The sequence below is a fragment of the Streptomyces sp. NPDC002276 genome, from assembly GCF_053891435.1.
In genome coordinates, this window is record NZ_JBSFCQ010000033.1 from 45091 (window position 1) to 68258 (window position 23168).

18 protein-coding genes are annotated in these 23168 nt (G+C 68.9%); 8 read left to right on the forward strand and 10 right to left on the reverse strand.

The genetic code is table 11. The features are described 5' to 3' along the window. Positions 1 to 95 precede the first annotated feature (95 nt). Positions 96 to 638 carry a DUF6415 family natural product biosynthesis protein gene (locus tag ACWIHT_RS44790; RefSeq protein WP_456174420.1) on the forward strand — a complete coding sequence of 181 codons (543 nt, stop codon included), beginning with the start codon at positions 96 to 98 and terminating at the stop codon, positions 636 to 638. A gap of 418 nt (positions 639 to 1056) precedes the next feature. Next, a complete protein-coding gene (locus tag ACWIHT_RS44795; protein ID WP_456174421.1) occupies positions 1057 to 3171 on the forward strand; it encodes a tetratricopeptide repeat protein in 2115 nt (704 codons plus the stop codon). On the opposite strand, the gene ACWIHT_RS44800 is transcribed toward ACWIHT_RS44795, so the two are convergent. From ACWIHT_RS44800 to ACWIHT_RS44820, 5 genes are all read right to left on the reverse strand, one after another. Beyond that, complete coding sequence (locus ACWIHT_RS44800) at positions 3161 to 4000, reverse strand: carbohydrate ABC transporter permease (RefSeq protein ID WP_201053255.1); 840 nt, start codon at positions 3998 to 4000, stop codon at positions 3161 to 3163. The two genes, ACWIHT_RS44795 and ACWIHT_RS44800, sit on opposite strands and share 11 nt — an antisense overlap. A 3-nt stretch (positions 4001 to 4003) precedes the next feature. Continuing rightward, positions 4004 to 4969: a carbohydrate ABC transporter permease gene (locus ACWIHT_RS44805; protein ID WP_456174422.1), complete on the reverse strand. Its 966-nt coding sequence runs from the start codon at positions 4967 to 4969 to the stop codon at positions 4004 to 4006. Beyond that, entirely contained in the window at positions 4966 to 6336 is a 1371-nt protein-coding gene (locus tag ACWIHT_RS44810; RefSeq protein ID WP_456174423.1) for an extracellular solute-binding protein, read from the reverse strand. The genes ACWIHT_RS44805 and ACWIHT_RS44810 overlap by 4 nt, the downstream gene beginning before the upstream one ends. Positions 6337 to 6419: 83 nt before the next feature. Beyond that, positions 6420 to 8408 carry a tetratricopeptide repeat protein gene (locus tag ACWIHT_RS44815; RefSeq protein ID WP_456174424.1) on the reverse strand — a complete coding sequence of 663 codons (1989 nt, stop codon included), beginning with the start codon at positions 8406 to 8408 and terminating at the stop codon, positions 6420 to 6422. Between the two features lie 37 nt (positions 8409 to 8445). After that, entirely contained in the window at positions 8446 to 9312 is an 867-nt protein-coding gene (locus tag ACWIHT_RS44820) for a 5'-methylthioadenosine/S-adenosylhomocysteine nucleosidase (protein WP_456174425.1), read from the reverse strand. A gap of 70 nt (positions 9313 to 9382) precedes the next feature. Between ACWIHT_RS44820 and ACWIHT_RS44825 the strand changes: the two genes are divergently transcribed. Beyond that, positions 9383 to 9949: a hypothetical protein gene (locus ACWIHT_RS44825; RefSeq protein WP_456174426.1), complete on the forward strand. Its 567-nt coding sequence runs from the start codon at positions 9383 to 9385 to the stop codon at positions 9947 to 9949. On the opposite strand, the gene ACWIHT_RS44830 is transcribed toward ACWIHT_RS44825, so the two are convergent. Continuing rightward, positions 9939 to 10622 carry a response regulator gene (locus ACWIHT_RS44830; RefSeq protein ID WP_456174427.1) on the reverse strand — a complete coding sequence of 228 codons (684 nt, stop codon included), beginning with the start codon at positions 10620 to 10622 and terminating at the stop codon, positions 9939 to 9941. The two genes, ACWIHT_RS44825 and ACWIHT_RS44830, sit on opposite strands and share 11 nt — an antisense overlap. Then, on the reverse strand, positions 10619 to 12316 hold the full coding sequence (locus ACWIHT_RS44835) for a sensor histidine kinase (protein ID WP_456174438.1): 1698 nt from the start codon (positions 12314 to 12316) through the stop codon (positions 10619 to 10621). Before ACWIHT_RS44835 ends, ACWIHT_RS44830 begins: the two co-directional genes overlap by 4 nt. Positions 12317 to 12488: 172 nt before the next feature. On the opposite strand from ACWIHT_RS44835, the gene ACWIHT_RS44840 reads away from it, so the two are divergent. From ACWIHT_RS44840 to ACWIHT_RS44860, 5 genes are all read left to right on the forward strand, one after another. Further along, positions 12489 to 13901 carry a cation:dicarboxylate symporter family transporter gene (locus ACWIHT_RS44840; protein ID WP_456174428.1) on the forward strand — a complete coding sequence of 471 codons (1413 nt, stop codon included), beginning with the start codon at positions 12489 to 12491 and terminating at the stop codon, positions 13899 to 13901. Between the two features lie 209 nt (positions 13902 to 14110). Beyond that, positions 14111 to 14875, forward strand: coding sequence for a DUF2127 domain-containing protein (locus ACWIHT_RS44845; RefSeq protein WP_456174429.1), 765 nt, complete (start codon positions 14111 to 14113; stop codon positions 14873 to 14875). Positions 14876 to 14946: 71 nt separating this feature from the next. Continuing rightward, the gene (locus ACWIHT_RS44850) at positions 14947 to 15333 is read left to right on the forward strand and encodes a MerR family transcriptional regulator (RefSeq protein WP_456174430.1); all 387 of its coding nucleotides are present in this window, start codon (positions 14947 to 14949) and stop codon (positions 15331 to 15333) included. Between the two features lie 14 nt (positions 15334 to 15347). After that, positions 15348 to 15662 carry a thioredoxin family protein gene (locus ACWIHT_RS44855; RefSeq protein ID WP_456174431.1) on the forward strand — a complete coding sequence of 105 codons (315 nt, stop codon included), beginning with the start codon at positions 15348 to 15350 and terminating at the stop codon, positions 15660 to 15662. 135 nt (positions 15663 to 15797) lie between these two features. After that, complete coding sequence (locus ACWIHT_RS44860) at positions 15798 to 18053, forward strand: HelD family protein (protein ID WP_456174432.1); 2256 nt, start codon at positions 15798 to 15800, stop codon at positions 18051 to 18053. Here ACWIHT_RS44860 and glgB read toward each other — a convergent pair. The 3 genes from glgB to treS form a co-directional block, all read right to left on the reverse strand. Beyond that, on the reverse strand, positions 18050 to 20470 hold the full coding sequence (gene glgB, locus ACWIHT_RS44865) for a 1,4-alpha-glucan branching enzyme (protein WP_456174433.1): 2421 nt from the start codon (positions 20468 to 20470) through the stop codon (positions 18050 to 18052). The genes ACWIHT_RS44860 and glgB overlap by 4 nt on opposite strands. 25 nt (positions 20471 to 20495) lie before the next feature. Beyond that, on the reverse strand, positions 20496 to 21869 hold the full coding sequence (locus ACWIHT_RS44870) for a maltokinase N-terminal cap-like domain-containing protein (protein WP_456174434.1): 1374 nt from the start codon (positions 21867 to 21869) through the stop codon (positions 20496 to 20498). 96 nt (positions 21870 to 21965) lie between these two features. Next, a partial coding sequence (gene treS / locus ACWIHT_RS44875) for a maltose alpha-D-glucosyltransferase (RefSeq protein ID WP_456174435.1) occupies positions 21966 to 23168 on the reverse strand: 1203 nt, incomplete at its 5' end.

Below are 23168 nucleotides of genomic sequence, written 5' to 3' on the forward strand. Positions count from 1 at the left end.
ACGCCCTTGCTGTCGGGCTTCGTTCGACGCAAGGTGCGCCCCGGCAGTCGCGCGAACGACTCCGGGGCCGGCCAACGCTGCTGAGGAGCATCGACATGACGAACGGTACCGCCCTGCGAAAGCCGGAGGTCAAGATGACCATCCGCGTGTACTCGGTGAACGGCGACGGCATGGTCACCGAGGATCGGGGTGTCGTGAACATCCTGGCGGGGCAGGAGCTGCCACTGGCCTCTGCTGTCCTGCCGTGCCAGTGCTACCGCTGCGCGGCGCAGGGAAACCGGGCCACCAACGCCTCCAGCCCAGAGGCACCGCTGCTTCCCGACATCGCACACATGCGGGCCGGCGCTGTCGCATTCCTCGCCGGGGGTGTGCCGTTGCCGCGCTACGAGGACGTACAGGGCTTCGCGGCGGACTGCCAACGCAACCTGCTGAAGCTGATCCCGGAAGTCGAGCAGTTGGCGGGAAGCCTCCCAGACGACGACATCCCGGCCAAGGTCGCGCAAGCCGGAGTCGCGGAAGCCCGGCGCCGCCTCCACGAGATCGAGGCCGTGGGCCTGGCGGGTGAGGTCAAGAGGGTTCAACGGCTGGCCCGCTCTGTGCTTGCTCTCTGCGACCACCATGACTCGCTGACCGGCTAGGCAGGTCCTCTCGCCCTGGCTACCGGACCCCATGCTGCCTGCGTCGGGTCAGGGCCGCGCCGCAACGACGGTCTGTGTACGAGGAGTTGTGGGCCTTCGACGGTGCGGACTGCTCGTCGTGCGACGACAAGGTTCCCGACTGCCAGTGACCGCCTGTCAGAGTCGAGTGGAGGTGCTGGGGAGTTGGCCGGTCTCGGCGCGTGTGCCAGTGGGGTGTAGCCGCTTCTCGATCTCCGTCAGATGGGCACGTACTGCCGAGTATTCGAGCGACTGTGCGGTCAGGACGGCGACTGCGGGTGGTGTGTCGGCACCTCTTCACGGTACTGCCAAGTCGCCTGGCCAGAGCGGGTGTTGGGCGGGGACCGTAGGCGTACCGTGTTGGCACGCGATTCGGGGGCAGTGGCACGGGGACGGCGCGATGGGCGAGCGGTACGGCGGGGATCACCAGGATTTTCGGGGCGGGGAGTTCAACGGCCCCTTCACCGCGAAGGCGGAGTTTCACCAGCACGGGCTGGCGCCCACCGCGCTGGATGCCTTGCCTCCGAAGGTGGCCGGGTTCACTGGTCGCGGTGACCAACTCGGGGAACTGTTCGGCGCGTTCGACCCGGATGGGAGCGGCGAAGCGCCGGGAGCCGTGTTGGTCGCAGCGGTGTCCGGGCTCGGCGGTATCGGCAAGACCGCGCTTGCGGTGGAGGCGGCGCATGCGGCCTGCGGCAAGGGGTGGTTCCCGGGTGGCGTGCTCTTCGTCAATTTGCATGGGTACGACGATGATCGCGTTACGGCGGAGCAGGCGCTGGAGGCTTTGCTGAGGGGGCTGGGGACGCCTCCGGAGCACATTCCTCACGGGGTGGATGCGCGGGCCGCGTTGTATCGCTCGGTGCTTGCGGCGCGGGAGCGGCAGTTGGGGGCGGTGCTGGTCCTTGCCGACAACGCGTCCTCGGCGGAGCAGGTGCGGCCGTTGCATCCCGGGGGTGTGCGGCACCGGCTGCTTGCCACCTCGCGGAGCAAGCTGCCCCAACTCGGGGCGCGGTTGGTGCCGTTGGGGGAGTTGAATCCGGGGGAGGCGTACGACCTTCTGGACCGGGCGTTGCGGATTGCCGCTCAGGGGGATGCGCGGGTGGTGGATGAGAGTGAGGCTGCTGCCGAACTCGCCTTGCTCTGTGGGCATTTACCCCTTGCCCTTCAGATCGCTGCGGCTTTGCTCGTCTTCGACCGGGACAAGACCGTGGCCGAACTCGTGGCGGAACTCGCCGAGTCCGGCGACCGACTTTTTCACCTCGACGACGGGGAGCGCAGTGTGCGGGCCGCCTTTGACCTGTCGTACCGGTGTCTGCCGGCTGAACAGGCCCGATTGCTACGGCTGTTGGCCTTGGCTCCGGGGCCCGAGGTGACGGACGAGGTCGTCGCCGTGCTGGACGGGGCGGGTGCTGCTCCGGTGCGTGTGCTTGATGGGTTGTCCCGCGCCCACCTTGTTGAGCGGGGGAGCGGGCGTGGGCGGTGGCGGTTGCATGACTTGGTCCGGGCGTTCGGGGTGAGTGTGGTTGAGGGGGATGCGGGGTTGTGGGAGGAGGGGGAGGCGGCGCGGGGGCGGGTGCTGGAGTTCTACTGCCGATGGGCGAGAGCGGCGGATGACTGGTTGCGATGGTTGCCGGGGATGCCGGAGCCGGAGCGGTTTGTGGATCGGCCGGGGGCTTTGGCGTGGCTGGACGCGGAGCGGGCGGGGTTGGTCGCGGTGGTGCAGTGGGCGCGGGAGGATCGGTATGCCGACACCGCCGTGGTGCTGTCCCAATGTCTGGCGGAGTATCTGAACTGGCGGCGGTTTTTCGACGACTTGATCACGGTGTGTGGTCTCGCGAGGGAGGCCGCGCACCGCGCTGGTAACCGGGTGTCGGAGGCCATCTCGTGGGACAGTCTCGGCATCGCCCTCCAGGAGACGGGCCGGTGGGAGGACGCAGTCGACGCCCACACCCGCGCCCGCGACCTGCACCAGAAGGCCGGGGACCGCGACGGCGAGGCCAGCGCGTGGAACAACCTCGGCTTCGCCCTGAGGGAGGCGGGCCGGGCAGGGAAAGCGGTCGATGCGCACACCTGTGCCCGCGACCTGTTCCAGGCCGTCCGGGATCGCCATGGCGAGGCGAGGGCGTGGGGCAATCTCGGCGCCGCCCTGCGGGAGACGGGCCGGTGGGAGGACGCAGTCGACGCCCACACCCGTGCCCGCGACCTGCACCAGGCCGTCGGGGATCGCCATGGCGAGGCGAGGGCTTGGAACAACCTTGGCGCCACCCTGCGCGCCACGGGCCGGGTGGAGGAGGCAGTTGAGGCCTACGAGAAGGCTCTGAAGCTCTATCAGGAGTTCGACGACTGGTACAGGACGGGCCGCACCCTGTCCAACCTGGCTTTCGCCCACCAGCACTCCGCCCGCCCCGCCGAGGCCCACGCCTGCTACCTCCGGTCCGCCGACGCCTACACCCGTGCCAACGCCCCCACCAAAGCCGCCGAAGCCCGCAGCTGGGCCGAAGAGATCACCCCTTAACAGCCCCACCCAAAGCAAACCCTCCACCCAAGCGCCTTGCCACCAGCACGTACAACAAAATCACCGGCGTCGAATAAACAACCGAGAACGCGGCCAACTGCCCGTACGCCACCATCCCCCGATTCCCGAAGAACTCATTGATGCTCACGCTTGCCGGCATCTGGTCCGGGGTGAGCAGCAGCATGAACGGGACGAAGAAGTTCCCCCACATCATCACGAACGAGAAGACGGTCACCACCGCGACGCCCGGTCCCATCAGCGGAAGGACGATCCGTACGAGGGACTGGAATGACGACGCGCCGTCCGTCCACGCCGCCTCCTCCAGTTCCTTCGGTACGCCGTCCATGAAGTTCTTCATCAGCCAGATGGCGAACGGGAGTTGGGAGGCCGCGAAGAAGAAAATCGTGCCCTGCATCGTGTCGATGAGATTCACCTGCACGAACAGCGCGTACACCGGCACCATGATCGCCGTGATCGGCAGGCTCGTCGCGAAGAGGATCGTCAGGAGGAACGGGCGGTTCAGGCGGGAGCGGAAGCGGGACAGCGGGTATGCCGCCAGCGCCGAGCACACCACCGTCAGCAGCGTGCCGAAGCCGCACAGGATCAGGCTGTTGAGGAGGGGGGTGAAGGTGATGTCCGAGTTCAGGATCGCGTGGAAGTTGTCCAGGGTGAGGCCGTCGGGGGCTTTCACCTTCAGGTCCGCGTGGGGGTCTAGGGACGACAGGATCACCCAGAGGAGCGGAAGCGCGAACGTTGCCGCGACCACCAGCAGGCCCGCGTCCGCCGCCAGGCGTCGGCTTCTGCGGCGGGAGGAGAGAGTGAGTGCCATGGGTCAGACCTCCGTTCGCAGCAGGCGCATGTAGATCACCGAGAAGAGGGAGCCGACCAGGAGCAGGAGCAGGGCTACCGCCGTGGCGTAGCCGATCATGCTGTTCTGGAAGGCCTGTTCGTACATGTAGAGGGGGAGGGTCTGGCTCTTGTTTCCCGGGCCGCCTCTCGTCATCACCCAGATCAGGCCGAAGACGGAGAGGGTCTGGAGGGTGTTGAGCATGAGGTTCGTGCCGATCGAGCGGCGGATCATCGGCAGCGTGATGTGCCACATGCGGCGCCAGCCGCCGGCGCCGTCGACCTCCGCCGCCTCCGTGATCTCTTGGGGGATTTCGTTGAGCGCCGCTGAGTACACCAGCATCGAGAACGCCGTTCCCCGCCAGACGTTCGCGAACGACACCGCCAGGATCGGGAGCGTGAACAGCCAGTTCTCGGACGGGAGATGGAGCCAGTCCAGGATGGCGTTCAGGGTTCCCTCGCGACGGAAGAACGCGTAGAGGAGGAAGCCTGCCACGACCTCCGGGAGGACCCAGGCCGTGATCACGATCGCGCCTGTGAGTGTGCGGACCGGTTTTGACGCGCGTTGCATGAGGGTCGCGAGCGCCAGGCCCAGGGTGTTCTGGCCGATCAGGGACGACAACACCGTGAACACCAGTGTCAGCCATACCGCGTTGAGGAATTCCGAGTCCTTGAAGGCCGTACGGAAGTTCGCGAAGCCCACGAAGGACGAGTGGGCCTGGCCGGTGAGTTGGAGGTCGGTGAAGGCGATGTAGGCGCAGTAGCCGATCGGGACGGCCAGGAAGAGGAGCAGGAGGGTCAGGGCGGGGGAGAGGGGGAGGAGTTGGGTGAGGATGCGGCGGAGGGTCCGGTGGTCGTTGCGGGGACTTGGCTGCTGGTACGTGGACCCTCGGGGGCCCGGGGCGGACTTCGTCGCGTCCGGGCCCGCCGCTTGCCGGGGTGCGGTGGTCACTTCTGGGTGACCTGATTGTCCGTGGCCGACTTGAGTTCGTCGTCGTACGAACTCGCCGCCTTGTCAACCGACATGTCGCCCGTCGTCACGCCCTCCATCGCCTCCTGGATGGCGGTGGAGACCTTCGGGTACGCCGGGTAGGCGGGGCGGTAGTGCGTGCTCGCGACGAGGTCCGTGAAGAACTTGATGCCGGGCTGGGCGGTCGCGTACGCGGGGTCAGCGGCTACGTCCTTCCGCACGGAGATACCGGAGTTGGTGATGTACCACTTCTCCGCGTTCGCCTTCGTCTGCATCGTCTTGATGAAGTCGAAGGCGAGGTCCGGGTTACCGGCCTTGGAGGGGATCGCCCAGGTCCAGCCGCCGGACATGCTCACCTTGCCGGGAGCCTGGCCGTTCTGCGTGGGCATGTACGCGAGGCCCAACTCCTGTGACCACTGCGGCCATTCGTGACCGCTGCCCTTCAACCACGCCTGTGGCAGCCAGGAGCCGTCGAGGGCGATGCCGAGTTTGCCCTTGGGGAGCATGTCACCGAACACGTAGGTCTGGATGTTGGGGTCTAGGGCGTCCGACACGTCCGGGCCGAGCTTCTCCTTGTAGACCGTGTGCACGAAGGAGAGGGCGTCCTTGAAGCCTTGGCTTCCCGCGATCCACTTCTTCGACGACTTGTCGTAAAGGGGGTCCGTGGTGCCGTCGTTCGTCCCGTAGAGCAGCATCTCGAAGCCCTGCATGGTGGCGGCTTCGCCGGCGGGTTTGCCGGTGTAGACGTTGAGGGGGGTGACGCTCGGGACCTTCTGCTTGATCGTGCGGGCCGCGGCGAGGACGTCGTCCCACGTCTTCGGCTGCCAATTCGTGGGCAGGCCCGCCTTCTTGAAGATTCCCTTGTCGAACCAGAGGCCTCGGGTGTCCGTGCCGTCCGGGACGCCGTACGTCTTTCCGTCCTCGGCCTTGGCGGCCGACTTCGCCGTGTCTACGAACTGGTTCCAGTCCGGCCACTTGGAGAGGTACGAGTCGAGGGGCTTCAAGTACCCGGACGTGATGTCGCTGTTGATGAGGAACGTGTCCTCGTAGACCAGGTCCGGGGCGGTCTTGGGGGAGCGGAGCATCTGCTGGAGCTTGGTGTAGTACTCCGAGTCCGGGGCCTTGATCGGGACGAGTTCGACCTTCTTGCCGGGGTACTGCTTCTCGAACTGCTTCTTCATGTCGGCGAGGTAGGTGTCCATCACCTTGATGGAGTTGTCCGTCGACTGTTTGAAGGAGATCTTGACGGTGTCGGGGCTGCTGCCGGAACCGCTGCCGCAGGCGGTGAGGGTGGTTGCGGCGAGGGCTAGGGCTGAGACTGCTGCGAGGGCGACGGCGGTGGGGCGCACGGGCACGACCTCCTACGGCTCACGTCTTTGTGGCCAGGGCCTGGGGGGATGGCTGCCCGGTGAAGGTAAGTGGAGTGGTCTAGTCAGGTCAATGCGTCTGCGTGGGATTGGGCGGCTGCGGCTTCGGTGGGGGCGTTGGCTTGAGTGAAGGCGGCGGCGGACTGGAGGTAGCAGGTGCGGGCCTCGGCGGGGCGGGCGGCGTCCTGGTGGGAGAGAGCCAGGTTGAAGAGGGTGCGGCCCGTCCCGTACCAGTCCTCGAACTCCCGGTAGCCCTCTAGAGCCTTCTGGTACGCCTCAACCGCCTCCTTCACCCGGCCCGTGTCACGCAGAGTGGCGCCGAGGTTGTTCCACGCCCTGGCTTCGCCGTGGCGGTCCCCGACGGCCTGGTACAGGTCGCGGGCGCAGATATGGGCATCGATTGACTCCCCTGCCCGGCCCGCCTCCCCCAGGGTGACACCGAGGTTGTCCCATGCCATGGCCTCGTGGAGGCGGTCCCTGACGGTCTGGAACAGGTCGCGGACGCGGGTATGGGCGTCGATGGCCTCCTGCGTCCGGCCCGCCTCCCGCAGGGCGTTGCCGAGGTTGTTCCACGTGAGGCCCTCGCGTGAGCGATTCCCGATCGCCTGGAAGAGGTCGCGTGCGTGCGTGTGGGCGTCGATGGCTTCCTCCGCCCGGCCCGCCTCCCGCAGGGCGTTGCCGAGGTCGTCCCACGCGACGGCCTCGTCCACCTGGCGTCCGGCGCGGTGAGCGGCCTCCTGCGCGGCACCGCAGACCGTGATCTTGTCGTCGAAAGAGCGTCGCCAGGTCAGATACTCCCCCAGACACTGCGACAGCCACACCGCCATGTCCGCGTACCGCTCCTCCTTCGCCCACTGCACCGCCGCCACGAGCGCCGCTCGCTCGGAGTCCAGCCACGCCAACGCCTTCGCCCGGTCCGCGAACCGCTCCGGCTCCGGCATCCCTGGCAGCCACCGCAACCGGTCGTCCGCCGCCTCCGCCCACGGCAGGTAGAACTCCAGTACCCGCCCTCGCGCGGCCTCCCCCTCCTCCCACAGCCCCGCATCCCCCTTGACCACACGCACCCCGAACGACCGCACCAGGTCATGCAACCGCCACCGCAGGTCCGCCTCTCCCGGAACAGGCGTGACAAGGTGCGCTGAGGCGAGTTCTTCGAGCAGGTCGAACGTCGGGTCGACGCTGAGGTCGGCCATAGCAGCGGCCGTCTCACCGCCAACCTCAGCCGCCGGAGCCAAGGCGAGTAGACGCAGCAACCTGGCCTGCTCAGGCGGCAGTTGCCGATACGCCGCCTCGAAGACCGGGCGGAGTCCGACAGCCGCCGTCCGATCTTCGGCACCCCGCAACTCGTCCACGAGGGACGCGACGGTCCGGTGGCGGCGCTTACGCAGCATGCCGGCAGTGATCCTCAGCGCGAGCGGATGGTGGCCGCACAGCATGGCGAGTTCCGAGACGGCCTTAGGTTCACGCGCCGCCCGATCGTCCGCGCGGTCGCTGAGCCGCAAGGACCTGTCAATGAGGTCGGCGGCATCCTCCGCCTTGAGGACATCAAGGTCGATCAACTGAGCGTCCAGCTCAGTCAACCGATCCCGAGACGTGACCAGCACCCGATGACGATCCGTCCCCGGCACAAGCGGCATCACCTGCCCCGCATCCGACGCATTGTCGAGGACCAGCAGCATCGCCCCCCGCTCCTCCGCCAACAGCCGCCAATACAAGCCGTACTGCCCGGCCACCGTCTGTGGAAGATCCGCCCCCCGAACCCCCATCCCGTCCAACAGCGCGACCACCGCCTGATCCGCCGTGACCGGATCCTCGTCGTACCCCCGAAAGTCGACGAACAACGTCCCGCCCGGAAACCACCCGTCCCGCACCGCCCGATGCGCGGCGCACAACGCCAGCGACGTCTTCCCGATCCCGCCCAGCCCGGACACCGCGCAGATCACCACCGGCAGATCGGACTCAGCGGCCTGGTCCAGTACGGGAAGCAGCCGCGCCAAGTCCTCGTCCCGCCCGGTGAACCCCGCCGGCACCGCAGGCAGCGCGGCCGTAGCCACCGGCACCGGACCATGAACGGTTCCGCGCCCCGCCCCGCTACCGCTCCACCCGCTTGGCAACGAACGGCCCGTTGAAGGTGCTCCCCCGAAAGTCGAGGTGATCCCCTCCGTACCGCGCCCCTTGATGGGGCCCCTCCTCAGAGTCCTCGCCCTCCCTGTCGGAACCGGAACCCGAACCCCCCACCCGCGAACCCCGAAACGGCCGCAGCTCCCGCAACACAGCCACCGCCGCAGCCGCCGCGTTCTCCGCGGCCCGTGACTGCCAACCCTCCCCGTCCGTACGGGACTTGTCCGCGTCGGCCCGGTCGCTGATTCCCCGGATCACCAGCGCGTCCCCACCGGCGAGGTCCACCGCGCTCACGACGCCCGAGCCCTCCATCTCGATGGCCGCGGCGTCGTTGTAGTGCCGCCGCAGGCGTTCCAAGAGCGCGGACTCCGGTGCGGCCAGAACGACATTACCCGCGGCGATCGGCTTCAAGTGGGCATGCGGGTCGTCCCGCAACGCCTCCCGGGCAGCCGAGGCCAGCCGGTGCGACGCGCGCCACGCCTCCGGCCGTACGAGAAAACCCTCCGGTGTCTCCTTGCCGCCGTGGATGCCGTACACCTTCGTCGCCACCACGACGTCGCCCAGCCCGATGTCGCTCTTCAAGCTCCCGGCGACCCCTACGAACAGCACCGCCTGCGGCTCCAGCCACGTCATCACCCGCTCGGTGAGCGCGGCGGCCGTCAGGTTTCCCTCGCCCATCTCGACCAGGGCGACGGACCAGGGTGTTCCGGTGAGTTGACCGACCGCGGCCCTCGTACCCCGCGGATGCTCCCGCTTCCGTACATCCGTGAGATGGGCGCGCACGGCCTTGTACTCCAGCGACAGAGCGGTCAGCACCGCGACAATGGGTTGCGTCACTCACATAAGGTACTTCCAAGTCGCCTGCGCAGCCGCTGTGTTGGCACCACTCGGGGGAGAGGCCAGGGCCATGCCGGAACGCGACGTCACCGTGGCCCAACTCCTCCTGGCCGAGTACCAGACCGTCAAGGACGAGCAGAAGACCCGCATCGGCTTCCGCGACAACCTCCTCTACGTCACCCTCACCATCGTCGCCGCAGTCATCGCCGCCGCGGCCCAGGCCAAGCAGTCCGAGATGCTGCTCGCGCTGCCGCCGGTGTGTGTCGTGCTCGGGTGGACCTACCTCGTGAACGACGAGAAGATCTCCGCGATCGGGACGTACGTACGCGACGACCTGGCGCCCCGGCTCGCTCAACTCGCCCACGCCGAAGCCGTGTTCACATGGGAGACCGCCCACCGTTCCGACACCCGCCGACGCTCCCGCAAGGTCATCCAGTCCGCCATCGACCTGCTGGCGTTCTGCGTCGTCCCGCTCGCCGGGCTCATCGTCTACTGGGCCGCAGGCCAGACGACACCCGGCCTGCTCGCCCTCTCCCTCGTCGAGGCGCTCATCGTCGTCGGTCTCGGCCACCAGGTCCTGAGCTATGCGCGACCGCGACCGCGCCCGCTCAACTCGCCCCGCCCGCCTACCCCTTGACCCACCGATACTGCAACTCGGGCCGCCCCACAGTCCCGTACTGCGGACTCCGCGCCGCCCTCCCCGCCTCCACCAAATGCTCCAGATAGCGCCGGGCCGTAATCCGGGAAATCCCCACCGCCTCCGCCACGCCCGCCGCAGTGAGCCCCTCCGCGCAGTCCCGCAGCGCGACCGTCACCTTCTCCAACGTCGGTGCGCTCAGCCCCTTCGGCAGTGCCGCGGGCGACGGCGCACGCAATGCGGCCAGCGCCCGGTCGACCTCGTCCTGGCCGCTCGCCTCGCCCGCCGCCGCGTGGAACTCGGCGTACCGCACCAGTCGGTCCCGCAGCGTGGCGAAGGTGAACGGCTTCAGGACGTACTGGACGACACCCAGTGACACCCCCTCCCGCACCACCGCCAAGTCCCGTGCCGACGTCACCGCGATCACGTCCGCGTGGTAGCCGGCGGCCCGCAACGACCTGGCCAGTTGCAGGCCGTGCGCGTCCGGTAGGTGCAGATCCAGCAACAGCAGATCCACCTGCGTGCGCTCCAGCGCCCGTCTCGCCTCCGCCCCCGTGTGCGCCTTGCCCACCGCCACGAAGCCCGGCACCCGGCCGACGTACATGACGTGCGCGTCGGCGGCGACGGGATCGTCCTCCACGATCAGCACGCGGATCGGCTCGGCCGTGGTCATGAGCCCTCACCTCTGGAAGCGGTGCCCGGGGACGACGCCCGAGCACCCCCCGTACGCGCGTCCGTGCCCCACAACGGCAACCGCACCTCGAACACCGCCCCGCCTCCCTCCGCCTCCGCCACCGTCAACGTCCCCTCATGCCGGTTCACCGCCTGCCGTACCAGCGCCAGTCCCAGTCCCCGGCCGCCCGGTCCAGCCGGCTTCGTCGAGAAGCCGCGCTGGAAGACCGCCTCCGCGTGCGCGGGATCGACCCCCGTCCCCGTGTCCGCCACCCGCAGCACCAGCGCGGAGCCGGAGCTGGAGCTGGTGCCCATCGCCCCTGCCTCCGTCCGCGCCGTCACCGTGACCCGCGCCCGCAGGCTTCCCTGTGCCGCGTCGACGGCGTTGTCGATCAGATTGCCGAGGATCGTCACCAAGTCCCGCGCGGAGAGCGAATCCGGCAGCAGACCGTCGTCCAGTCCACTGTCCTCGGACACCACCAACTCGACGCCCCGCTCGTTGGATTGGGCCGTCTTGCCCAGCAACAGGGCGGCCAGCACAGGCTCGTTGACCGCCGAGACGACCTGATCGGTCAGGGTCTGGGCCAGTTCCAGTTCCGCCGTCGCGAAGTCCACCGCCTCCTCCGCCCGTCCCAGTTCGATCAACGAGACGACCGTGTGCAGGCGGTTCGCCGCCTCGTGCGCCTGTGACCGCAGCGCCTGCGTGAAGCCGCGCTCCGAGTCCAACTCGCCCATCAGGGACTGGAGTTCGGTGACATCGCGCAACGTCACGACCGTTCCTCGGCGTTCACCACCCGACACCGGTGAGGTGTTCACCACCAGCACTCGTGACGCCGTCAGGTGTACCTCGTCCACCCGTTCCTCCGACGAGAGCAGTGCTCCCGTCAGTGGTGCGGGCAGGCCCAGGTTCGCGACCGAGCGGCCCACCACGTCACCCGTCACTCCCAGCAGCTCGCGTCCGCCGTCGTTCATGAGCGCCACCCGGTACTGCCCGTCGAGCATCAGCAGTCCTTCCCGTACCGCGTGCAGCGCGGCCTGGTGGTAGTCGTGCATATGGCTCAGCTCGGTCGCGTTCATGTTGTGGGTGTGGCGGCGGAGACGGGCGTTGATGACGTACGTCCCTACGGCACCCAGTGCCAGGGCGCCCGCCGCGACGCCGATCAGGGCCGTCACCTGGTCCTGCACCCGCTGGGTGATCGCCTCGACCCGGATGCCGGCGCTGACCAGGCCGATGATCCGGGTGTGACCGGTGTCGTAGATCGGGGTGACCGCGCGGACGGACGCGCCGAGTGTGCCGGTGTAGGTCTCGGTGAAGGACTTGCCGTTGAGGGCGGGCCCGATGTGGCCGAGGAACTTCTTGCCGATCTGGTCCTTGACCGGGTGGGTCCAGCGGATGCCCTTCGGGTTCATGATCGTGACGAAGTCGACCTGGGTGTCCCGCTGGACGCGCAGTGAGTACGTCTCCAGGTGCGCGGTGGGGTTCGACGTACCGATCGCCGCGACCACCGACGGGGAGTCGGCGACCGAACGGGCCACCGCCGTGGCCTGGCGGCCGGCCGCGTCCTCGGCCTGGCTGCGGTCGCTGACGTAGGTGAACAGCGCGTACCCGGCGACGACGACCGCTATCAGCACCGCCTGCATGCCGAAGAGCTGACCGGCGAGGCTGCGGGGGCGGGGGACGTGCGGGAAGCGCATGTCGTCAGTGTGCCTCTCAGACATGGCGTGAACTAAATGAACGGAAGGGTGACCGGGCTCACAGGCCGGGAGATAGTCACCGCAACCCCCTGGGAGCCCCCACCTCCCGGATCTTCCCGGACGTGAGCCGCACTCGCAGCCCGGGTTCCGCCGGTCGTGAGCCGCACGCCGGATGATGCCGACGACGTCGTCAAGGAGGGCAGCCGTGGCCAGCACCGCTCCCGCACCTGCCGCACCCCCCGCGAAGCGGGACCGTACCCACTACCTCTACATCGCGGTGATCGTCGCGGTCGCCCTCGGCATCGCCGTCGGGTTCATCGCGCCGGACTTCGCCAAGGAACTGAAGCCGATCGGCACGGGCTTCGTCTCGCTGATCAAGATGATGATCTCGCCGATCATCTTCTGCACGATCGTGCTCGGCGTCGGTTCCGTACGGAAGGCGGCGCAGGTCGGCAAGGTCGGCGGGCTCGCGCTCGCCTACTTCATCGGGATGTCGTTCGTGGCGCTGGCCATCGGCCTGGTCGTCGGCAACATCATCCACCCGGGCAGCGGCATGCACCTGACCGAGGCGGTCAAGGGCGTCGGACACACGCAGGCCCAGGCCGCCGCCGAGGGCCCGGTCGACTTCCTGCTCGGGATCATCCCGACCACCTTCGTGTCGGCGTTCACCGAGGGCCAGGTCCTCCAGACGCTGCTGATCGCGCTTCTCGCGGGCTTCGCCCTCCAGGCCATGGGCCGGACCGGCGAGCCGGTGCTGCGCGGGGTCGAGTACATCCAGAAGCTGGTCTTCCGCATCCTCGGCATGATCATGTGGGCCGCGCCCATCGGTGCCTTCGGCGCGATGGCCGCCGTCATCGGCGAGACCGGCATGGACGCGCTCAAAGCGCTCGGCACGATCATGGCCGGCTTCTACGTCACCTGTTTCCTGTTCATCGTGGTCGTGCTCGGCACGCTGACCAAGCTGGTCGCCAAGGTCAACCTGTTCCAGCTGCTGAAGTACCTCGGCCGTGAGTTCCTGCTGATCGTCTCCACCTCCTCGTCCGAGTCCGCGCTGCCGCGGCTCATCGCGAAGATGGAGCACCTGGGTGTCAGCCGTCCGGTCGTCGGCATCACCGTGCCGACCGGCTACTCCTTCAACCTCGACGGCACGATGATCTACCTGACGATGGCCTCGCTGTTCATCGCCGACGCGATGGACCAGCCGATGAGCATCGGCCAGCAGATCGGGCTGCTGCTCTTCATGATGGTCGCCTCCAAGGGCGCGGCCGGTGTCTCCGGCTCCGGCATCGCCGTCCTCGCCAGTGGCCTCCAGTCGCACAAGCCGGCCCTGGTCGACGGTGTCGGCCTGATCATCGGCATCGACCGCTTCATGAGCGAGGCCCGCGCGGTCACCAACTTCGCCGGCAACGCCGTCGCCACGCTGCTCATCGGCACCTGGACCGGCGAGGTCGACAAGGAGCGGGTGAACCGGGTCCTCGCGGGTGAACTGCCCTTCGACGAGAAGACGTTGCTCGACGAGGACAGCGACGAGCACCTCGACGGAGTGCCCGAGCAGGGCGGCGAGAAGGAACTCGCCAAGGCCTGACCCGCCCCCCCGAGCGGGGCGCCCGGACCCACCTGAACAAGGTCCGGACGCCCCACGGACACCGGGTGGCTGGGTGTCCCCCCGTCGCTCAGCCGCCCGGTCCACCTCCCAGCCGTTCCGGTGGATGCACTACCGTGCCGTGCCGTGCCGGAAAAATCCGGCGCTGTACGGCACGTTCGCGTTCGGCGGGAGTCACGGGGGACATGGGCATGAAGATCGACTGGGACCGGCGGCACTGCGCACGGCACGGGCATGTGACGTACGCGCCCGAAGAGACGGCGCTGCGGGAGCGGCTGCGCGTCGAGACCAAGTTCGGTACGGCCTGGCGCTGTCTGCGCTGCGGAGACTTCGTGCTCGGTGAACCGCACGGCTCCGGGCCCGCCGACCACGCCCCGCTGGTGCCGCGCGGGAAGGTGCTGCGGGACCTGTTCATCCTGCGGTTCCTGGCGATCGAGCGGGCCGTGCGCGGGGTGTTCATCGTGCTGGTCGCCGCAGCGGTGTGGAAGTTCAGCAACAGCCAGGACTCGGTCCGCAAGCTCTTCGACGACTACCTGAACGTCTTCCGCCCCGTCTTCAAGCACTTCCACTACGACCTCGACCACTCGCCGGTCGTCGGCTCTATCCAGAAGACCTTCGGCTACAAGCACTCCACGCTGGTCCTGGTCGCCGTACTGCTGCTGGCGTACGCGCTGATCGAACTCGTCGAAGCCGGCGGGCTCTGGTACGCCAAGCGCTGGGCGGAGTATCTGACGGTGGTCGCGACCGCGGCCTTCCTGCCGCTGGAGATCTACGAACTCACCGAGCACATCAGCTGGTTGAAGATCGCCACCCTCGTCCTCAACATACTCGCCGTCCTCTATATCGCCCTCGCCAAGCGGCTGTTCGGGCTGCGCGGCGGACGCAAGGCCTTTGACGAGGAGCGGGAGAGCGCCTCCCTGCTGGAAGTGGAGACGTCCGCGGGGGTCATGGTCTGACGGTGCCCGGAGCGGCTGCCCGGGAAATGGGCCTTGCCCTGACGCCGACGTCAAGGATTACCGTCGTACGCATGCGAATCGGCGAGCTGGCCGCGCGGGCCGGGACCACGACGCGAACGCTCAGGTACTACGAGTCGCGAGGGCTGTTGCCCGCGCGGCGCGGTGGCAACGGGTACCGGACGTACGACGAGGGGGATCTGAGGCTGCTGCGGCAGATCAGGACCTTGCAGGACTTCGGGTTCGACCTGGAGGAGACGCGGCCCTTCGTGGAGTGTCTGCGGGCCGGGCACCCGGAGGGCGACTCGTGCCCGGCGTCGCTCGCGGTCTACCGGCGCAAGCTGGCCGAACTGGACTCCCTGATCGGGGAGTTGCAGGCCGTGCGGGCGGAGATCGGGGTGCGGCTGGCGACCGTCGAGGAGCCGACGCCGTTGTGCGAACTGGGAGGGTCTGAACTGTGATCGATGTGACGCACGTGACCGATGTGACGGACGAGAACTTCACGGCCGAGGTGCTCGGGGCCGAGTTGCCGGTGCTGGTGGAGTTCACCGCGGACTGGTGCCCGCCGTGCCGGCAGATGGGGCCGGTGCTGCGGGCCCTCGCCGCGGAGGAGGGCGAGCGGCTGAAGGTGGTGCAGCTGAACGTGGACCAGAATCCGGAGACCACGAACGCGTACAAGGTTCTCTCGATGCCCACGTTCATGGTGTTCCGGGGCGGTGAGCCGGTGAAGGCCATGGTGGGAGCCAGGCCGAAGCGGCGGCTGCTGGAGGAACTGGCCGACGTGATCTGAACCCCGGAAACGGAAAAATCCCCTGAGCAATTACGCTCGGGGGATTTCTTTGCGTATATTCAATGGTTCGTGACTTCACGGGAATTGAGTCACAAAGAAGCTCAGTGAGCACAGTATATAGGTCCGGGAGTGGAATTGTCAAACAGCGATGAAATTCACGGTGAGCAGGAATTCATCGACGGTCTGTACGCACGCGTGGACGCGCTGCGCGGCGCCACCGAGGACTCCGTCACGGACGCGCTCGGGCAGGGCAACACGCCCATGCAGGCCCGTCTTGAGCGGGACATCCTGGTCGCCGAGCGCTCGGGACTGCTCGCCGCGCTGAACGCCGTGGACGGCTCACTCTGCTTCGGCCGGATCGACCTGACCTCCGGGGTCCGGCACCACATCGGCCGGATCGGCATCCGCGCCGACGACGCCGACCTCACCCCGATCCTGATCGACTGGCGGGCCGATGTCGCCCGCCCCTTCTACCTCGCCACCGGCCACACCCCGATGGGCCTGCGTCGCCGTCGGCACCTCACCACCGACGGCCGCCGGGTCACCGCCCTGCACGACGAGATCCTCGACCTCGGGGACGCCACCCGCACCGGCCACGAGGACCCGACCGGCGACGCGGTGCTGCTCTCCGCGCTCAACTCCGCGCGCACCGGCCGGATGAGCGACATCGTGCAGACCATCCAGGCCGAACAGGACGAGATCATCCGGGCACCGCATCGCGGAGTGCTCGTCGTCGAGGGCGGGCCCGGCACCGGCAAGACCGCCGTCGCGCTGCACCGGGCCGCGTATCTCCTGTACGAACACCGGGAGTTGCTCGCCAAGCGCGCCGTCCTCATCGTCGGCCCGAACCCCGCGTTCCTCGGCTACATCGGCGAGGTGCTGCCCTCCCTCGGCGAGACCGGCGTACTGCTGGCGACCGTCGGTGAGTTGTTCCCCGGCGTGAAGGCGACCGCCACCGACAGCCGGGCCGCCGCCGCGGTGAAGGGCCGCGCCGATATGGCGGACGTCCTCGCCCGGGTCGTACGCGACTGGCAGTCGCTGCCCGATCCGGTGATCGCGATCGAGCACGACCGCGAGATCCTCATGCTCGACGACGGACTGGTCCGGGTGGCCCGCGACCGCACGCGCGAGGCCGGGCTCCCGCACAACGCGGCCCGCGAGCACTTCGAGGGCCACATCCTCAACACGCTCACCGAGATGGTCGCCGAACGCATCGGCACCGACCCCTTCGACGGCAGCAACCTGCTCGACCCCAGCGACATCACCCAGATCCGCGACGAACTCGCCGAGAACCCCGAAGTCTGGGCTGCCATCGACCAGTTGTGGCCGCGACTGACCCCGCAGTACCTCGTCGCGGACTTCCTCGCCGACCCCATGGGGTACGTCTCCGACGACGACGCGGACGCCATCCGGCGCCCGGTGACCCGCGCGTGGACCGTGGCGGACGTGCCGCTGCTCGACGAGGCCGCCGAACTCCTCGGCCGGGACGACCGGGTGGTCCGGGCGCGGGCCGAGCGCGAGCGCGCCGAGCAAGTGTCGTTCGCGCAGGGTGTGTTGGACGTGTCCTTCGCCTCCCGGACCTTCGAGTTCGAGGACAAGGAGGAGGGCGACCCCGAGGGCTCCGAGGTGCTGTCCGCGCACGACATCATCGACGCGGAGCGCTTCGCCGAGCGGCACGAGGAGGAGGACCACCGCAGCGCCGCCGAGCGCGCGGCGGCCGACCGTACCTGGGCGTTCGGCCACATCATCGTCGACGAGGCGCAGGAACTCTCGCCGATGGCCTGGCGGTTGCTCATGCGGCGCAGCCCCACCCGCTCCATGACCCTGGTCGGCGACCCGGCCCAGACCGCGGAACCGGCGGGCGTCGGCTCCTGGTCGGAGATCCTCGCCCCCTACGTCGAGGACCGTTTCGCCCACACCCGCCTCGGCGTCAACTACCGCACCCCCGCCGAGATCATGGACCTCGCGGCGGCCGTCGTCCGCGCCGAGAACCCCGACTTCGAACCGCCGAGTTCGGTACGGTCCACGGGCGTACGGCCCTGGGTGCGCGCCACCGACGATCTCCCCGGCGCGGTCGCCAAGGCAGTCGGCGAACTCACCCCCGCCGAGGGCCGGTTGGCCGTCATCGCCCCGCGCGACCTGCACCGGCGGCTGGCCGCGCGACTCGACGGAGTGACGGCGGGCGCCGAGCCGGACCTGACGCGGACCGTCGTCCTGCTCGACCCACGCCAGGCCAAGGGCCTGGAATTCGACTCCGTACTCGTCGTCGAGCCCGGTCGGTACGGCACGAGCGATCTGTACGTGGCGTTGACCCGGGCCACTCAGCGGCTCGGAGTGGTGCACACGGGACCGCTGCCGCGCGCGCTCACCGATGTACCGGAGCTGTCCTAGGCCGGCCGCAGCCACACCGTAGCCAGCGGTGGCAGCGTGAGTCGGATGCTTGCCGCGCGGCCGTGCCAGGTGGTCGGCTCCGGCTTGATCGGGTCGGGGTTGGTGACGTCGCTGCCGCCGTAGACCGCGGTGTCGGTGTTGAGGGCCTCGTGCCAGGCGGGGGTGTCGTCCGGGACGCCGAGGCGGTAGTCCTGGCGGACGACGGGGGAGAAGTTGCTGACCGCGAGGAGGGGGGTGCCGTCGGTGTCGTAGCGGAGGAAGGCGAAGACGTTGTCCTCGGCGGCGTCGCCCGTTATCCACTGGAAGCCGGTGGGGTCGGTGTCCAGCTGCCAGAGCGAAGGCGTGTGGCGGTAGACCGTGTTGAGGTCGCGGACCAGGTCGCGTACGCCCCGGTGGTCCGCCTCCGCGCCGTAGGCCGGGTCGAGGAGCCACCAGTCGGGGCCGTGGGTCTCGGACCATTCGGCGCCCTGGGCGAACTCCTGGCCCATGAAGAGGAGTTGCTTGCCGGGGTGGGCCCACATGAAGGCGAGGTAGGCGCGGAGGTTGGCGCGCTGCTGCCACCAGTCGCCGGGCATTTTGGAGACCAACGAGCGCTTGCCGTGGACCACTTCGTCGTGGGAGATCGGGAGGACGTAGTTCTCGCTGTACGCGTAGACCATGGAGAAGGTCATCTCGCCGTGGTGGTGTCGGCGGTGGACCGGGTCGTGGGTCATGTAGTCGAGCGAGTCGTGCATCCAGCCCATGTTCCACTTGAACCCGAAGCCTAGGCCGCCGGTGTCGGTGGAGCGGGTGACGCCGTCCCAGGCCGTGGATTCCTCGGCGATCGTGACGACGCCCGGCACCCGCCGGTACACCGTCGCGTTCATCTCCTGGAGGAAGGCCACCGCGTCCAGGTTCTCCCGGCCGCCGTGCTCGTTCGGGGTCCACTGGCCCGGCTCGCGTGAGTAGTCGAGGTAGAGCATCGAGGCGACCGCGTCCACGCGCAGGCCGTCGATGTGGAACTCCTCGCACCAGTAGACGGCGTTCGCCACCAGGAAGTTGCGCACCTCGCGGCGGCCGAAGTCAAATTCCAGGGTGCCCCAGTCGGGGTGCGCGGCGCGGAGCGGGTCCTCGTGCTCGTACAGGGGGCGCCCGTCGAACTCGGCCAACGCCCAGTCGTCGCGCGGGAAGTGGGCCGGTACCCAGTCCATCAGGACGCCGATGCCCGCCTGGTGCAGGGCGTCGACAAGGAACTTGAAGTCGTCGGGGGTGCCGAGGCGGGCCGTCGGGGCGTAGAAGCCGGTGACCTGGTAGCCCCAGGAACCGCCGAAGGGATGCTCGGCGACCGGCATCAGCTCCACGTGTGTGAAGCCCAAGTCCTTGACATAGGCGGGGAGTTGCTCGGCGAGCTGACGGTACGTCAAGCCAGGGCGCCAGGAGGCGAGGTGGATCTCGTAGGCGGAGAACGGCGCCTCGTGGGACGGGACTTCGGTGCGACCCGCGAGCCACTCCTCGTCGCCCCACTCGTGGTGCGAGGCCGTGACGATGGAGGACGTGGCGGGCGGGACCTCCGTGCGGCGGGCCATCGGGTCGGCGCGCAGGGTCTTGGAACCGTCGGGCCTGGTGATCTCGAACTTGTACAGCTCGCCCTCGCCGATGCCCGGCACGAACAGTTCCCAGACGCCGGTGGCGCCGAGCGAGCGCATCGGGGCGCCCGTGCCGTCCCAGAAGTTGAAGGTGCCCGCCAGCCGTACGCCCCGGGCGTTCGGCGCCCACACCGTGAAGCGGGTGCCGGTGACGCCCTGGTGGGTCATCGGCTCCGCGCCGAGCGCCTGCCACAGCTGCTCGTGCCGGCCCTCGCCGATCAGATGCAGGTCCAGGTCACCGAGCGCGGGCAGGAAACGGTACGCGTCCTCGATGTCCTGCACGGTGCCGTCGTAGGCCACGAGGAGTCGGTACTCCGGCACGTCGGGGAGGGGGAGCAGGCCGGAGAAGAAGCCGTCCCCGTCGTCGTGCAGTTCGGACGTCGAGCCGCCCGTCACGACGGTCACGCCGAGTGCGAACGGCCGGAACACCCGGAACGCGATGCCGCCGGGTACCGGGTGGGCGCCGAGTACGGAGTGGGGGGCGTGGTGGGTGCCGTGGAGGAGGCGGTCGCGGTCCACGGCATCGAGGGCGGGGGACATGGCGATCTCCGGTGCGGGTGCGGGTGCGTGCGTGGGTGTGGGGGTGGTCGATTCGGCGCCCGTGTCGGCCGTCACCGTCTCGCGTGCGGCTTTTTTGCCGACGGCGCTCGTCTTCTTCTTTGCCGAGACCTTCTTCAGCGAGTTCTTCTTCGCCGACTTCTTCTTCCCGGCACCCTTCTTGGCCGTCGACTTCTTCGCGGCGGCCTTCTTCTTCGGGTCCGGACCGTTGGACGACGGGGGGCGCGGGGTCACGGCGGGGCCTCCTGGGCGGGGTGGGTCAGGTGGTGGGGTTGGCGAGGCGGCGTACGGCGGAGAGCGGGACCGGGAGCCAGTCGGGGCGGTGCCGGGCCTCGTAGACGACCTCGTAGACCGCCTTGTCCGTCTCGTACGCGCGCAGCAGGACGGGGTCGGTGCGCGGGTCCGCACCGGCGATCTCCGCGTACCCGGAGCAGTACGCGGCCCGGCACCTGCTCGCCCAGCCCGGGGCCGGCGGGTCGGCGGAGTGGGCCGCGTAGTCGAAGGACCGCAGCATCCCCGCGATGTCCCGCACCGGCGGCTGGGGCAGTCGGCGTTCCGCCAGCGGCCGGGACGGCTCGCCCTCGAAGTCGATCAGCGACCACTCCCCGGACGGCGAGCGCAGGCACTGGCCGAGGTGCAGGTCGCCGTGGATGCGCTGGGCGGTCCAGGTGTGCCCCTCGGTCGCGAGATCGGCCAGCGCCGAGAACGCCGTACGCAGTCCGGGCGCGTACGGCCGGAGCACGGGGACGGCCTGTGTCGCCGCGTCGAGCCGCTCGGTCATACCCGTCACCAGCAGGTCCAGCTGGGCGCGGCCCAGGGTCGTGGTCGGCAGTGCCCGGGCCAGCGCCACATGCACCTCGGCCGTGGCCCGCCCAAGGGCCCGCGCCTCCGCGCCGAAGTCCTCGCCCTTGCGCAGCTCGCGCAGCGCCAGTTCCCAGCCGTCGGTCGCGCCCCGCACGAACGGCTGGAGCACCCCCAGGACGTACGGCTCCTCGGCGAACTCGGCCCGCAGCCAGGCCGTCGGCGCGGGCACCCGGGGGCAGCCCTCCAGGGCGAGGGCCAGCGGGAGTTCCAGGTCGGGGTTGGTGCCGGGGACGATCCGGCGCAGCAGTTTCAGGATGAACCGGTCGCCGTAGACGACGGACGAGTTGGACTGCTCGGCGGTCATCAGGCGGGGGGCGAGACCGGCCGCTATGTCCTGGCCCGGGTCCCGTTCGAAGCGCAGCCCGCCGATGTGGGCCTGGGTGCGCAGCGCCTCCAGGAGCACCTCGGCGGGCCGGGGGTCGTGCAGGGCCTCGTACACCGTGCGTCCGGCGAGCGGGCCCTCCTCCACATGTCCGATCAGCGCGGGCGCGAGCCGGGGTGGCAGCGCCTCGCGCACACCTATGAGGAGCTGGTAGCAGTCGCCGGGCGCGGGGGACTGATGGGCGCGGACCAGCAGGTGGTAGAGGCCGAGGGGGCCGTCGACCGGCAGCAGCTCGGTGGCGGCCACCAGCGAGAAACCGGTGACGGGACGGCCCTTGCCCGCGAACCACCGCTGCCTCGGCAGCCACTCCCGCAGGAGGGGGTCGAGGGAGGCGAGGAGGCCGGGACCGGGACTGGTCCGGCCGGAAAGTGTGACAGTTTCCGCCATGGCGTCACGTTCCTTTCCCCGGGGTGGTCGGGGTGTCACTGTTGCGTGCCCCGGGCGGGGCGGGGGAAACCGGATCCACCCCGCCCCACGGGGTGACTAGGCGGCTTCCTTGCGGAGCCGGAACCAGTAGAAGCCGTGCCCCGCCAAGGTCAGCAGGTACGGCAGCTCTCCTACGGCCGGAAAGCGCACCCCGCCGAACAGTTCGACCGGATGCCTTCCATTGAACGCCCGCAGGTCGAGTTCCGTCGGCTGCGCGAACCGGGAGAAGTTGTTCACGCACAGGACGAGGTCGTCCTCGTACTCGCGAAGGAAGGCGATCACCGCTGGATTCGACGACGGCAGTTCCCGGTACGAGCCGAGGCCGAACGCCAGGTTCTGCTTGCGGATCTCGATCATGCGGCGCGTCCAGTGGAGCAGCGAGGAGGGCGACGACATCGACGCCTCGACGTTGGTGACCTGGTAGCCGTAGACGGGGTCCATGATGGTCGGCAGCGACAGCCGGCCGGGGTCACAGGACGAAAAACCTGCGTTGCGATCAGGTGTCCACTGCATGGGGGTGCGGACGGCGTCGCGGTCGCCGAGCCAGATGTTGTCGCCCATGCCGATCTCGTCGCCGTAGTAGAGGATCGGCGAGCCGGGCAGCGACAGGAGCAGGGCGGTGAACAGTTCGATCTGGTTGCGGTCGTTGTCCAGGAGCGGGGCCAGGCGCCGTCGGATGCCGATGTTGGCGCGCATGCGGGGGTCCTTGGCGTACTCGGCCCACATGTAGTCGCGTTCCTCGTCGGTGACCATTTCCAGGGTCAGCTCGTCGTGGTTGCGCAGGAAGATGCCCCACTGGCATCCGGACGGGATCGCGGGCGTCTTCGCGAGGATCTCCGAGACCGGATACCTCGACTCCCGGCGGACCGCCATGAAGATGCGGGGCATGACCGGGAAGTGGAAGGCCATGTGGGCTTCGTCGCCGCCGCTCTGGAAGTCGCCGAAGTAGTCGACGACGTCCTCGGGCCACTGGTTCGCCTCCGCCAGCACCACCGTGTCGGGGTACTGGGCGTCGATCTCCTTCCGCACCCGCTTCAGGAACTCGTGGGTTGCCGGAAGGTTTTCGCAGTTGGTGCCCTCGGCCGCGAACAGGTAGGGCACGGCGTCGAGGCGGAAGCCGTCGATGCCCAGGTCCAGCCAGAACTTCAGCGCCGAGATGATCTCCTCCTGCACGGCCGGGTTCTCGTAGTTGAGGTCCGGCTGGTGGGAGAAGAAGCGGTGCCAGAAGTACTGCTTGCGGACGGGGTCGAAGGTCCAGTT

What these genes read in the sequence shown, in the direction of transcription:
- ACWIHT_RS44825 (WP_456174426.1), top strand. Translation starts at nt 9,383, where the DNA reads ATGCCGGAACGCGACGTCACCGTGGCCCAACTCCTCCTGGCCGAGTAC.
- ACWIHT_RS44870 (WP_456174434.1), bottom strand. Translation starts at nt 21,869, where the DNA reads ATGGCGGAAACTGTCACACTTTCCGGCCGGACCAGTCCCGGTCCCGGC.
- ACWIHT_RS44800 (WP_201053255.1), bottom strand. Translation starts at nt 4,000, where the DNA reads ATGGCACTCACTCTCTCCTCCCGCCGCAGAAGCCGACGCCTGGCGGCG.
- ACWIHT_RS44850 (WP_456174430.1), top strand. Translation starts at nt 14,947, where the DNA reads ATGCGAATCGGCGAGCTGGCCGCGCGGGCCGGGACCACGACGCGAACG.
- ACWIHT_RS44845 (WP_456174429.1), top strand. Translation starts at nt 14,111, where the DNA reads ATGAAGATCGACTGGGACCGGCGGCACTGCGCACGGCACGGGCATGTG.
- ACWIHT_RS44840 (WP_456174428.1), top strand. Translation starts at nt 12,489, where the DNA reads ATGATGCCGACGACGTCGTCAAGGAGGGCAGCCGTGGCCAGCACCGCT.
- ACWIHT_RS44830 (WP_456174427.1), bottom strand. Translation starts at nt 10,622, where the DNA reads ATGACCACGGCCGAGCCGATCCGCGTGCTGATCGTGGAGGACGATCCC.
- ACWIHT_RS44795 (WP_456174421.1), top strand. Translation starts at nt 1,057, where the DNA reads ATGGGCGAGCGGTACGGCGGGGATCACCAGGATTTTCGGGGCGGGGAG.
- ACWIHT_RS44835 (WP_456174438.1), bottom strand. Translation starts at nt 12,316, where the DNA reads ATGCGCTTCCCGCACGTCCCCCGCCCCCGCAGCCTCGCCGGTCAGCTC.
- ACWIHT_RS44790 (WP_456174420.1), top strand. Translation starts at nt 96, where the DNA reads ATGACGAACGGTACCGCCCTGCGAAAGCCGGAGGTCAAGATGACCATC.